Genomic DNA, 12,700 nt, shown 5'->3' on the forward strand with positions numbered 1-12,700 from the left:
AGAGAGGGAAAGATGGCCCAAACACGAGACGACCGCTACTTCGCAAGCGATCCCACCCAACGACAGATGGCACGCACGCTCTATACGCAGGTAAAAGATCTTCCTTTGATCTGCCCACATGGACATGTGGATCCGCGCCTGCTGGCCAGCGAGCATTATAACTGGGGCTCCCCGGTAGACCTCTTGATTATCCCGGACCACTATGTCTTTCGTATGCTCTACTCACGGGGAATCGCCCTTGAAGAGCTGGGCATTCCGCGACGTGATGGTGGCGCGACCGAGAAGGATCACCGCAAAATCTGGCAAACGGTCTGTGATCACTGGTACCTGTTCCGTGGCACACCGACCAGCCTCTGGCTGCGCGATGAGCTACAGGATATCTTCGGCATCGAGCACAAAATTACGTCGGCCAATGCACAGGCAATTTATGATGCGCTGGCTGAGCGGCTCCAACAGCCAGAATTCCAACCACGGCGGCTGTTTGAGCGCTTCAAAATAGAAATCCTGGCAACTACGGATGCCGCCACTTCCAGGCTGGAAGAACACCAGAAGTTGCGCGACTCCGACTGGCACGGACGCGTGATTCCCACCTTTCGACCCGACGCGGTTGTCAATATCCAACCAGGTTTCGCCGAACAGATCCGTCTGCTCGGTGAGGTTTCTGAGATCGATGTCAGCGACTATCGCACCTATCTGACGGCCCTGGAGCAGCGGCGGCGTTTCTTCAAAGAGATGGGTGCGACCGCCACGGACCATGCCGCGCAGAGCGCCTATACAGAACGGCTGAGCGCGCATGAAGCTGACGCGATCTTCCAGCGTGCCTTGAAGAATGAAGCCAGCGCGGAAGATGCGCGGCGCTTCACTGGCCATATGCTCATTGAGCTGGCCCGAATGAGCGTGGAAGATGGACTGGTCATGCAGATCCATATTGGCAGTTCACGTGACCACAATCCTGACCTGCTGGCCCGCTTTGGTCGTGACATGGGAGCCGACATTCCGACCGCCAGCGAGTTCACACATAACTTCAAACCGCTGCTCGATCTATTCGGCCGCGATCCTCGCTTCTCGCTGATCCTGTTCAATCTGGATGAAACGACTTATAGCCGCGAGCTGGCCCCGCTGGCCGGACATTATCCAGCGCTGCGCCTGGGTCCACCCTGGTGGTTCTTTGATAGCGTTCTGGGTATGCGCCGTTACTTCGACAATACCGTAGAGACGGCAGGCATCTACAACACGACCGGCTTTAACGATGATACCCGCGCCTATCCGTCTATCCCCGCCCGCCACGATGTCTGGCGCCGTGTGAGCGCCGATTGGCTGGCCAGACTGGTGGTTGAAGGCATCGTGGATGAAGAGGATGCCCACGAGATGATTGTTGATCTGGCCTACCGGCTGGCAAAACAAAGCTACAGGCTGGAGGGATAACTATGTTTGAGCAACAGCCATTTACGCAGATTGCCGAGTCCGTGACTAAACGGGATGATACTATCTATGCTCTGGTCAACTGCGAAAAGCCGGGAGAGTGTCAACTACTCGTCCGGGGGGTCACCACGGATTTTGAGGGCGATACACTGGCCGATGGTAGCCTGATCGGACCACTCTCGGCCTACAATGCGGCCGTCTTACGCCAGCGACTTCCCTGGCTCCAGCCGGCGGTATTGGGCTTGCAAACTTCGGCTGGCTTTGGGGATCGCCTGGGAATTGCGACGCCTGGCCATGTATTGGCAACGAGGGGAACGGGCGTCGCCCCCATCTACGCCCAGCAATCTGTGCGCGAGAATAGCCGTACGGGACGTACGCCCCAACAAGTGGTGGATGACGCCATGTGGGGCGTTTTCCATGCTGGCTGGCAGGAGCCGTGGGGAGCCGATGCCGACCATTTGAAAACACTGGAGGATATTCCTCCTTTTGTCGATGCTGGCTATACCTTTTACACCATCGATCCCGGCGATTATGTGGATGACGCGGTCGAGACAGATGATGCTGAAACGCTGCGCCATAAAGTAGAGCAATTGCCCTGGGCCGATCTCCAGACCACGCTGGCAGAGACCAGTGAGCGCTACCAGCGCGCCTTCGAATTGGACGACCGCACGCTGACCTTTACGCAAGAGGACCTGTACAAAGCCCTGGCCAAATATGGTGGGGCGGTGGCCCACACGGCACGTATGGCTCGACGCCTGCAACAGCTTCAGGGTCAGCGTCCCTTTGAAATGGAGATGTCGGTGGATGAAACCGGAACAACCACCGCACTATTAGAACATTTCTACATCGCTGCTGAACTCAAGCGCCTGCAGGTTCCCTTTGTGAGCCTGGCGCCGCGCTTCGTCGGACGCTTTGAGAAGGGGGTCGGCTATATCGGCGACATCGCCGAACTGACACAAAACATTGGTGGGCACGCCAGCATCATGCGCTACTTTGACAACAGCTATAAGCTCAGCCTGCATACCGGATCAGACAAGTTCGAGGTCTATCCGCTCGCCATGCAAGCGACAGGAGGACTGGTACACCTGAAAACAGCTGGCACCAGCTATCTGGAAGCCTTGCGCCTGATCGCTTCGGTCGATCGCCCACTGTTCCGCGAGATCTGGGACTTCACGCGTGACCACTACGAAAACGATCGGCGCACCTACCATGTCTCCGCAGTTCTGGACGAAACGCTACCAGCCGAACGCCTGACCGACGAGCAACTACCTGAACTGCTAAACCAGTTCGCGCCGCGCCAGATCCTGCACGTCACCTTCGGATCGGTACTCGACACCTACGGCACCGACCTGCAGCGTATTCTGCACGCCAACCTGCCCGGATACTATGGTTACATCCAGCGCCACTTTGACAAACACCTCGCCCCATTCAAACAATCAACCCAGAAATAGCAAAATGTCTGCTTTTCAGAACATATGATGCATCACATATTCTGAAAAGCAGACAAAAAACCTGATGAGTGACAGGAAAGGTGCGGCGTACCTTTCCTGTCACTCATCATAAAAACAGGGCTCGAGCGCGCAGGCGCCCGTCCGCGAAGAGTTGCTACACTTCCTCATCCATGTTTTGACATCCGCAGAGCTAATATGTATAATATTAGTTATACGTATAACCTTTTGAAGATGCGCTGGACAGAAATGAAAACAGTAAAAACAAAGCAGGAGAACAATGCGACAACATCTATTAGTTGATGCGGATGATACGCTCTGGGAAAACAATGTTTACTTTGAGCAGGCCATTCATGACTTCATCAGCTTTCTCGATCACTCCAATCTGTCCCATGAAGAGGTGCGGCAGGTGCTCAATGAGACAGAGCGCTTGATGGGCTATGGGGCAACCAACTTCACCAATAGTCTACTGGCTACGTATCAGCAACTGGCCGAGGATACCATCAGTGATGAGCAGCTTCAGTATGTACGCCAGTTGGGAGAGCAGATCCATTCACATCCGCTCACGCTGCTAGAAGGTGTGCTGGAAACACTGGAATACCTGGCACCACGCCATGACCTTGTGCTCCTGACCAAAGGCGACCAGGAGGAGCAGCGCCTGAAGGTAGAGCGCTCGGGCATTGAGCAGATCTTCAACAATGTGTTGATTGTGCCAGAGAAAAATGTCGCTACCTACCATCAGATTGTCAGCCAGCTAGAGCTACAAACACGAATCACCTGGATGATCGGCAATTCACCACGATCCGACATCAATCCAGCGCTGGCCGCCGGGCTCAACGCTATTTATGTGCCCCATCCACAGACCTGGGTGCTCGAACATGAAGAGATAACTGAACCGGCAACGGATAGCCAGTTGCTTACCCTTAATCGCTTCGCCGATCTGCGTGCTCATTTCTAATCCCCGACACAGGTGCAGCAGGTAGCGAGAAAGCCTGAAGGCTTTCATAAGCAATCAAATGATCAGGATTGGCTTATCTGTAGTACTCAGAGTGGCCTCGGTCATGTGCGCACTGGACGCCTGATCTCTGTCTGGACGTCCACGTGAGTACATGGCCAGCAAATCACTGCCACCCGCGATTTTACCATAACGCTGCTCGGCAAAGTAGGCCAGCGCAGAAGGGATATCCGCCGCTGGAAACACTGAGGAAGTGGTCATAATATTCAGACCATCTTCTACCTGCAGCCGTCGCTCCAGTTCATGTACATAGTGACAGGCGCGCTCGTATTCTGGTGTATATCTGAGCCGCTTGATTCCTTCATTGATCGACTGCGCCTGCAAGGGCAGGATATGCACCAGGTGTACGGTGGCTTTATTGGGGGCAGCAATAGCCACGACCAGCTGGGCCGCCGGGAGAATGGCCTTCTCCGACTCGGGTGTGCCGTCCAAAGCTACGGCGATTTCAATGGCGTGCAGAGGACGACGCTGGTCGGGGTAGGCGGTTGTGGGAATGGCTTCTCCATTCTTCAAAACCAGTAGCGGGATGGGGCAGTGCCGCGTTAGTTGTTGCGCGACCCCTCCCAGATGCTGAGAACGCCGCTCAGATCGACCATGGCTACACATAATTACCAGATCACACTGCAATTCTTCGATCGCCCGCAAGATAGTTGGAATAACGCTCCCATCCTGGATATAGCAATGAAAACGAACATCTGTGAGATGATATTTCTGGACAACGCTGATCAGATACGCAGTGATGCGTTTCTCTTCCGCCTCAATAGCAGTAGAGAGATCATCAAAAACATTCGAGAGCGAGAGGCGCAGATCTTTTGATTCTGGATCAATGACAGATAAAAGCGAGAGGCGTACGGGTATCTGACTACTTAACTTTTGTGCCAGGATAATTGCTTGCTCAGCCCGCTGTGATCCATCTAGCAGGACCAGAATATGTTTAAACATGAGCGCACCTCTCTAACTCGACTATCCCATCTGGACAAATACATTCTTTACTCATAGCATAAAGATATGTTCTCACCAGGGCATCACAACAGCGAGCTGTACATCTCATTCTCATCACAGCATAGGCTGAAAGATACTATGCAAATCAGCCAGCTTCACATTTCTTTATCGACAAGTATCGGAGAAATTTATATCTTTTTTTAATCTTACCGACAAATAAGAAGAAAATAGGTACATGTACAAGAGATCTTATGAATTATAAGATGTTTTAATTGAATATACAAGCTATTTCACTATAAATAATGGTGGGATGTGCAAGCTTACCAGATGGAGGAATGGCATTAATACTATATTCAGCTGGAAAAGTTGCGCAAGCAGAGCAAGATATCCTGATCAATGTATGCCTTATTTTAAAACACCTGATGCTAGCCGAGCATATTGCTGATATTGCAGTTTTGCCAACAATGCTTGCATAATATAATATGACCGTCATTTAGAAGCTGAGCAGTAATTTTTCGGACTTGCCAATGTGCCGTTTTACATGACAGCGAGACAAGCTCACAACTATGCGGTCTACACGTTCATCATCAAAGGAGGAGTAAAGTGTTTAAGTCATCCCGAAAGAGAAGCACGATTTCTCATGCCATCTTTATCAGCATGACGCTTTGTACGCTCATCCTTACAACAGTCTTTATTGCATTGGGTACCAATGCGAAGGCAGCTGTGACGGGGCTGGTCGCTCCTCCTGGAGTTGCGGCAACAGGTACTGTCTCGGCAACGGGTACGGCAACGGCAGCGGTCACTGCGCGTGCCGTTATGGTTCATACGCCAAACGGCGTCATTCGCATGACATACAATGCCGGCAGCAAGTCACTTACTCTAAATCCGAACTTGATCGGCTTTACGCCAAACAGTCCCCATCCTGTCCATATTGAACAGAGCACCTGCCCCACGACTGGAGCAGCCGCCGGGGCCGCTACTAGCACCGCAGCGACCCCAGCACCCACGGGTACAAGCACCTCTACGGCGGCACCAACAGCAGCAGCGACTAGCCTCTATTCGACCACATTGACGGCAGACGCAACCGGAAATATCAAGAATACCGCTACCATCACTAGCGTGACCACGCCATTGACCGCATCTAATATGCGTATCCAGATCTATAATGGTACGGGTACAGCAGCTGCACAAAAAGTAGCTATCGCCTGCGGTAATATCAAGCCATATAATCCAGCTAGCGCAACTGCCACAGCAACCGGTACGGTTACTGAGACAAGTACAGCTGTCGCTACAGGTACAGCCCCAGGAGCCGCTGGCAACACATTCTCTGCTATAATAGGCCCAACTGCTGATCCTAATGAGCAAAGTAATGGCGTTGCTCAGCTCAGTCTGGCTAATGGCACACTGACGGTGCAGATGAACGTGCATGGCCTGGCTCCCAACTCTAATCACGCTGCTCATCTGCATACAGGCACCTGCCAGACTATCGGCAACATCGTTTATAATCTGGGAACCCTGACCGCTGATTCCCAGGGTACGGCCACCCTGACTAAAACGTTCCCAAACGTCACATCGATTCCGGACAACGGCTGGGCTGCACAGGTTCACTATGGTACTAATCTCAACGATCCAGCCCAGTATAATCCGATCATGTGCGGTACTGTACGCCTGAGCAAGGGTCAACCTTCCTCCACACCTACCCCATAGGTCGAAGCAGGTTGATACTATCAAAGCCGATAAGCGTAGGAATATTTCCACGCTTATCGGCTTTTTAGCAACTCCTCTCTTTCTTCTTTTCCTCCTGCCCCTCGTTTTCTCTTGGCACGATTCTTGCACTTTGCTATACTCTTACGTATTGAGAATGCGTCTGAAAACCATACGGTTCGCGCCTTCGGCCCCTGGCGGTTCGCGCCTTCGGCGCTCAAAAAGGTTTTATGGTGTTGTGCCAGCCATGCGCTTTAAGCGCATGGCTGGCACAACACCATAAAAAACAGCTCGGGCGCGGATGCGCTCATCCATCTACAACAAAAACATGGGCTGAAGAATGGCTGTATAAAATAATGGGAGAAACAAACGATGGAACTGGATATCGCCCATCAGCGACTATTGAGCCAACGTATTATGGGAGAGAAATTCAAGGCACCTGAAGAGGTGGTGCGGTGGATGGGCTCTATGCAGGCACAGGATTATTTACAGGCCTTGTGGGCTATTGGCCTGCGCATGCAAGCCGCGACGGTGGCAGAGATTGAGCAGGCTATCGTCGATAGGAAGATCCTGCGCACCTGGCCTATGCGTGGTACACTGCACTTTGTACCAGCAGAAGATGCCAAATGGATGCTGAAGCTCTCGGTTGCACGCATGCTCGCCTCTAGCAAGCACAGACGAGAGCAGCTCGAACTGGATGATGCCATTCTTGAGCACACCAGATTACTTTTTCACGACGCGCTTAAAGGTGGACAGCGCTTATCTCGTCCTGACCTGATGAAGTTGTTAGAAAATGCAGGTATTCGCACCGAGGGGCAGCGCGGCTACCATCTCCTGTTCCACATGGCTCAAACCGGTCTGATTTGCCTGGGTCCACTTGAGGGTAAGCAGCAAACGTTTGTCCTGCTAGACGAGTGGGTGCCGCAGCCGCGCGAATTATCCCGCGAGGAAGCATTGGCCGAGCTGGCCAGGCGTTATTTCACTAGCCACGGACCAGCCAGCGTGCAGGACTTCACCAGGTGGGCTGGATTAACCGTTACCGATGCTAAAAGCGGTCTGGAGGCCGTCAGATCAGAGCTGATAGCGGAAAAAATCAATGGCCAGCAGTACTGGATGGCCAATCATATTCCAGATTATCAGTCACTGCCTGCAACCAGTATTTACTTACTGCCGGGCTTTGATGAATATTTACTTGGCTATAAAGATCGCAGTGCCGTGCTGGCCGCCGAACATGCTGATAAAATTGTTCCAGGCAATAATGGCATTTTTCTACCGACGCTTGTCGTTACAGGAAGCGTTGTCGGCACGTGGAAGCGCAAAATGGGAAAACGCTCGATTGAGATACTGCTCCAAAACTTCACGCAACATGCGGCTTCAGAAGAGGCCGTACTCGAAGCCGCCAGATGGTACAGCAACTTTGTGGGATTACCCTTGTCTTCAGCAATAGTGAGAGCAAGCACAGAAGAGCTCTCATAATTAGAACCCTCTCTATGCGTGAGTTATAATAACCCTGGCATCTTTACAGGCTAACAACTTAAAGAAAGTGAACACATCTATATGCACGAGTATCGCTTTTCTAATGCCCTGGGCTACACCTTTGAACAGCTCGCAGAGCTCCACAATAGCAGCTTCAGTGGCTATTTTATGCCCATTACCATGACTGCGGCACAGGTCGCTGATTTCTGGCGGACCAATCAGATCGATGCGAATCGTTGTGTTGTGATGCATGATACGCAGGGCACATTCGTTGGCATGGCTCGCATGGGCACGCGTGGCACACGCGGCTGGTGTGGTGGCTTCGGCATCGTGCCAGAGTTTCGTGGGAGCGGAGCGAGCAAGGCCCTGGCAACCGAGATGGTACGCGTGGCAAAAAATAGTGGACTAACGCTGCTCCAGCTCGAGGTGCTGACCCAGAATATCGCTGCCATTAAGCTCTATGAACGTGTCGGCTTTGTTACGCAACGCCGCTTGCTCGGCCTGGAAATCGCGACCTCGGATCTGCCTGTCGGGCCTTCCAGCACAATCGAACGCCTGGAGATAGAAACCCTGCTGTCCTGGACCCCCTTTTACACGAAGTGGCCCAGTTGGAGTCTGGAGCTGGCCAGTCTGCTAACTAGCAACGTTGAAGCGCTCACTATCGCTGGTCCTGATGGCCAGATCAACGCCTTCGTTGTGCAGCGCGGCAACGACACATTGCGCATCCAGGCTGTGCTGCTCCGCAGCCAGTTGACCGCTACTGAGTTCGGTAAGCTGCTCCGCGTGCTAGCCGCCAGCTGCGCTAAAATCCAACTCTATAACGAGCCCGAGGAGAGCCCCCTGCTCGCCCACTACAAAAGCCTTGGCTTCAACGAATTCTTCAGCCAGTACGACATGCTTCTCCATCTCTAGCCAATAATTTAATTGTCAAGGTGGCATATAGTTTAGAATATGCCACCTGCCTGCTACCTCTTATATAGGATGAAAAATACTTATCAGCGTTATACTCATATTACAATCTACTTCGGACCCCAAAATTAACCATAACTTCTCTCATAGCAACTATAGAAAATGGTTAACCGTGTTACAGGTAAGTACAATATGACACCTCCTGTTAAAACATTGTTTTAAGAAAAGGGGCACAAAAAAACGCGAGGAGACATGTATATATGAAAATTGCCCAGTTAGCTCCCCCATGGATAGAGGTTCCGCCCAAAGCATATGGCGGAACAGAAACAGTCCTCCACATATTGGTTGAAGAACAGGTTGCCCAGGGGCATGAGGTCACCTTGATTGCAGCTTCTGGCAGTCAGACGGCAGCCAATCTTGTCTCGTTGACCAGCCATAGTCTGCTGGAAGAGGGATTTTCCTGGCACGATACGCAGAAAGAACGTGAATATCTGCAGCAAGCTCTGGCTTATATTAATGATAACGACTTCGATATCATACACACGCATCTATCATCGGGAGGAGATATGTATTTATTTCCACTCCTTGCGCACGCTCGTATTCCGCATGTTACCACTCTACATAGTAATCTACCGTTCCAGCCAGAGGAAGTTCCACCAGAGTTGAGCCAGAACGATATTATTCGTTGGGCTGAGCATGTTCCAATCGTCGCCATCAGTGAACAGGCGCGACAGCACCAGGGCCTTCCGCTTCATTTTATTGGAGTAGTCCATCACGGTATTTCATTGGAACAATACTGCGTGCCATCTGATCCACCAGAAGACTACTTTTTATGGCTAGGCCGTTTTGTGCCTGAAAAAGGGCCCCACCTGGCTATTCAAGCAGCGCAGCAAGCCGGCGTACCATTGGTGTTGGCGGGCACAATCAGCCAGAATCAGGAACAATATTACAAAGAGATTATTGAGCCCCAGATCGATGGGCAACTCATACGCAACCATGGACCAGCCGGGTACGAAGAAAAACTGACGCTGATGGGTCATGCCCGTGGCTTTCTCAATCCGATTACATGGGAGGAACCATTCGGTATGGTAATGATCGAAGCGCTGGCCCTGGGCTGCCCGGTCATCTCATTTGCGCGCGGAGCGGCCCCAGAAATTGTCAAAGATGGTAAAACCGGCTTTCTGGTCGAGGACCTCAAGGAAATGGTCCAGGCGATCGGCCGCATAGATGAAATCAAGCGCGAAAAAGCCAGAGCCTATGTCCAGGAACATTTTTCATGTACGGCCATGGCTCGTAAATATAACGACATTTACCAAAAGGCCATCCATAACTTCACTCCCCCTCCTTCATTTTTGGTTCCAAATGGCTAAACAACAGGTGTAAAGTTTGAATAACTTTTCCAAAGACGCACCCAACATTTCGATAGCAACACAATCTACTGGAGAGCTAGAGCAAAGCTCTAGCCTCCAGCAATTGAAAAAATGCGGTTATTCTGCTTGAGCCTCACCAACACCTGGTCCCTGGATAATGGCAAGCAATGTGTGCTCATCATACTGCCAGTTGAGCGCACCTGGACGGCGAGCAAATGAAGCAAAAAATTCGTGGACACCATGACGCGGCTTGAGCGCCAGCTTGACGATACCTTGTAGGCTCAGCCCACAGGTCCTTCCTGCTTCCAATACCTGTTGAAGTGCTTCAACCAGCAACGTTACATCATCAATGTGCCCGGTCCGCCTTACATCATGGCTCTCGACTTCAAAGAGCGGCTTCACGAGCACCAGGATCTCCCCCTCTGGAGCAAGCAATGTTGTTGCAACAGGCAATGCTTTGGTAAGCGAGAGATAAGAAAGATCCAGTGTGATCAACGTTGGCGCAGGACTTAACGTATCCAATGTCAAATCGCTCAAATTGGTTCGCTCAAGATTTCGCACCCGAGGATCGACGCGTAAGCGACCAAGGAGTTGACCATAGCCAACATCAACCGCATAGACTAGCGTTACTCCCTGTTGCAAAAGACAGTCGGTAAATCCCCCAGTGGAAGCGCCACAGTCAAGAGCTACTTGCCCAGCCACTTCGATAGCAAATGCATCCAGGGCTGCCTCTAATTTGTATCCAGCTCGACTTGCATAGCGTGATCTTCCACGCACACGAAGATGTGCTTCCCGAGGAACAAGCATCCCTGGTTTGTCCAGAAGCTGATCGTTCACCAGGACCTTTCCAGCCATCACCCATCGACGGGCTTCATCAATGTGTGTAAAGACCCCTCGCTCTACGAGCAAGGTTGCAAGAGGAAGCCGACGTTTGAGAGATGCACCCCTCATGTGCTTTGTTTTATGATCATTCACTTGATGATCTGAAAATGAAGACATTCTTTTTCCTTTTCTTTTTCTTTTCTGCATGAAAAATGTAGGATTTCTCCAAAAGCAAAGAAAAAGGAAAGGGAGGGGCACGGATGTATGGGAGTTTCAGGCAACATAAAAAGATCCATTCGCAAGAGGCGTGGATCAGCCAGGAAACATAAGTTGTGAAGAAATGGGAATATTACATTGAGGCCAACACAACATCAAGGAGCATCAGGAATGGTCATCGCCTGTGCCCTCTGCCAGAGCTAGCGCTCCGGGTTCGTCAGTAATAAGCAATTCTGTTCCATCTACTGACTTGCCTACAAGCAGCTAAAAGTAACATGCCTTTTCGGAAAACACTTCGAGAAATCATCGTTCTTATCCTATCTAGAGCGATAAAAATGGATTAATGCTTCACCATCTTTTCAGGATACTGTATATTCATCAGTCACGTCAAGCTGCAAATATCACATCAGGTAAATACAATCACCCGATAGGTGGTACATTGCACGAATGTTCGAACAAAAATGAGCTCAGGCGATACCTTCTGTTCGAATATTCATGTCAGGGGACTATTTCCTCAGATGAATGTGCTCGGCAGTTGCTGCACGTCAACAGAAGTGCCCCATAACAAAGAAATAACTTGCTGTGCACGTTGAGTATTGCTGCTGGTCCAAAATTGCTCGCCGCCAGGTTCTGGATCTTCATTCAACAATTCTCCAGCTTCAAGTACCCGACGTAGTTGATGTGCAACTGCCTCTCCCGTATCTATCAGCATGACTTCTGGCCCGACTATATCTGTAATAAGTGGACGGAGATGGGGATAATGGGTCGAGCCGAGAACAATGGTATCTGCTTCAGCAGAGAGAAGTGGTGTGACATAGTACTCGACAAGAGCACGCGTTGTCGAACTGGTGAGTTCGCCGGCCTCAATTTGCTCGACAAGCCCCGGAGCAGGCTGTATGATCACTTCAATATCTTGCCTAAAGCGTTCAAGCAGTGTAGCAAAGCGTGCGCTTTGGGAGGTAGCAACGGTCACAAGTACCCCGACAACACCTGTTTTAGTGGAGGAGACCGCCAATTTCAAAGCTGGCTCCACCGCGACAATCGGCACAGGAAAGGTTGAGCGAAGGAGATCTGCCGCTGCTGCCGTCGTTGTATTGGATGCAATCACCAATGCCTTTGGGCCATACTCAAGCAAAAAACGTGTAAGCATTAGCGCACGCTGCTGGATATACTCCAGAGACTTATCGCCGTAGGGAGCATGGGCTGAGTCAGCTATGTAGAGCAAATGCTCCTGGGGGAGGGCCTTACGGATGGCTTGCAGTACTGTTAACCCACCCATTCCTGAATCGAAAACGCCAATTGGCGCAGATCTGTCCATAAATCCAATGTCCTCTCTATGGAAAAGCTTATCATTGCCCTATCATATCATTCACATA

Annotated in this window: 11 protein-coding genes; 8 read left to right on the forward strand and 3 right to left on the reverse strand. The window is 51.2% G+C overall.

Features of this window, described 5'->3' with window-relative positions; all coding sequences use genetic code 11:
- Positions 1–12: 12 nt before the first annotated feature.
- The 3 genes from uxaC to JMI88_RS05505 all read left to right on the forward strand — a co-directional run bounded on the left by uxaC (position 13) and on the right by JMI88_RS05505 (position 3,828).
- Complete coding sequence (uxaC, locus tag JMI88_RS05495; protein WP_201360752.1) at positions 13–1,425, forward strand: glucuronate isomerase; 1,413 nt, start codon at positions 13–15, stop codon at positions 1,423–1,425.
- A 2-nt stretch (positions 1,426–1,427) separates the two neighbouring features.
- Positions 1,428–2,873, forward strand: coding sequence for a tagaturonate epimerase family protein (locus JMI88_RS05500; RefSeq protein WP_201360753.1), 1,446 nt, complete (start codon positions 1,428–1,430; stop codon positions 2,871–2,873).
- Between the two features lie 277 nt (positions 2,874–3,150).
- A complete protein-coding gene (locus JMI88_RS05505; RefSeq protein WP_201360754.1) occupies positions 3,151–3,828 on the forward strand; it encodes an HAD hydrolase-like protein in 678 nt (225 codons plus the stop codon).
- A 54-nt stretch (positions 3,829–3,882) separates the two neighbouring features.
- Here the strand turns inward: JMI88_RS05505 and JMI88_RS05510 are convergent, their stop codons facing one another.
- Entirely contained in the window at positions 3,883–4,827 is a 945-nt protein-coding gene (locus JMI88_RS05510) for a universal stress protein (protein ID WP_201360755.1), read from the reverse strand.
- 335 nt (positions 4,828–5,162) lie between these two features.
- On the opposite strand from JMI88_RS05510, the gene JMI88_RS05515 reads away from it, so the two are divergent.
- The 5 genes from JMI88_RS05515 (at position 5,163) to JMI88_RS05535 (ending at position 10,286) form a co-directional block, all read left to right on the forward strand.
- On the forward strand, positions 5,163–5,303 hold the full coding sequence (locus JMI88_RS05515) for a hypothetical protein (protein ID WP_201360756.1): 141 nt from the start codon (positions 5,163–5,165) through the stop codon (positions 5,301–5,303).
- Between the two features lie 127 nt (positions 5,304–5,430).
- The gene (locus tag JMI88_RS05520) at positions 5,431–6,534 is read left to right on the forward strand and encodes a hypothetical protein (protein ID WP_201360757.1); all 1,104 of its coding nucleotides are present in this window, start codon (positions 5,431–5,433) and stop codon (positions 6,532–6,534) included.
- A 369-nt stretch (positions 6,535–6,903) separates the two neighbouring features.
- Entirely contained in the window at positions 6,904–8,007 is a 1,104-nt protein-coding gene (locus JMI88_RS05525) for a winged helix DNA-binding domain-containing protein (RefSeq protein ID WP_236022828.1), read from the forward strand.
- Between the two features lie 81 nt (positions 8,008–8,088).
- Positions 8,089–8,919 carry a GNAT family N-acetyltransferase gene (locus tag JMI88_RS05530; protein WP_201360758.1) on the forward strand — a complete coding sequence of 277 codons (831 nt, stop codon included), beginning with the start codon at positions 8,089–8,091 and terminating at the stop codon, positions 8,917–8,919.
- A 257-nt stretch (positions 8,920–9,176) separates the two neighbouring features.
- Positions 9,177–10,286: a glycosyltransferase family 4 protein gene (locus JMI88_RS05535; protein WP_201360759.1), complete on the forward strand. Its 1,110-nt coding sequence runs from the start codon at positions 9,177–9,179 to the stop codon at positions 10,284–10,286.
- A gap of 117 nt (positions 10,287–10,403) precedes the next feature.
- On the opposite strand, the gene JMI88_RS05540 is transcribed toward JMI88_RS05535, so the two are convergent.
- Positions 10,404–11,285, reverse strand: a complete 882-nt coding sequence (locus tag JMI88_RS05540) for a TlyA family RNA methyltransferase (protein ID WP_201360760.1) — start codon at positions 11,283–11,285, stop codon at positions 10,404–10,406.
- A 553-nt stretch (positions 11,286–11,838) separates the two neighbouring features.
- Positions 11,839–12,642: a glutamate racemase gene (gene murI, locus JMI88_RS05545; RefSeq protein WP_201360761.1), complete on the reverse strand. Its 804-nt coding sequence runs from the start codon at positions 12,640–12,642 to the stop codon at positions 11,839–11,841.
- Positions 12,643–12,700 lie beyond the last annotated feature (58 nt).

It is taken from the genome of Dictyobacter formicarum, assembly GCF_016587435.1.

Coding starts and splice junctions, on each gene's coding strand:
- uxaC (WP_201360752.1), top strand. CDS start 13: ATGGCCCAAACACGAGACGACCGCTACTTCGCAAGCGATCCCACCCAA.
- JMI88_RS05500 (WP_201360753.1), top strand. CDS start 1,428: ATGTTTGAGCAACAGCCATTTACGCAGATTGCCGAGTCCGTGACTAAA.
- JMI88_RS05505 (WP_201360754.1), top strand. CDS start 3,151: ATGCGACAACATCTATTAGTTGATGCGGATGATACGCTCTGGGAAAAC.
- JMI88_RS05510 (WP_201360755.1), bottom strand. CDS start 4,827: ATGTTTAAACATATTCTGGTCCTGCTAGATGGATCACAGCGGGCTGAG.
- JMI88_RS05515 (WP_201360756.1), top strand. CDS start 5,163: ATGGCATTAATACTATATTCAGCTGGAAAAGTTGCGCAAGCAGAGCAA.
- JMI88_RS05525 (WP_236022828.1), top strand. CDS start 6,904: ATGGAACTGGATATCGCCCATCAGCGACTATTGAGCCAACGTATTATG.
- JMI88_RS05530 (WP_201360758.1), top strand. CDS start 8,089: ATGCACGAGTATCGCTTTTCTAATGCCCTGGGCTACACCTTTGAACAG.
- JMI88_RS05535 (WP_201360759.1), top strand. CDS start 9,177: ATGAAAATTGCCCAGTTAGCTCCCCCATGGATAGAGGTTCCGCCCAAA.
- JMI88_RS05540 (WP_201360760.1), bottom strand. CDS start 11,285: ATGTCTTCATTTTCAGATCATCAAGTGAATGATCATAAAACAAAGCAC.
- murI (WP_201360761.1), bottom strand. CDS start 12,642: ATGGACAGATCTGCGCCAATTGGCGTTTTCGATTCAGGAATGGGTGGG.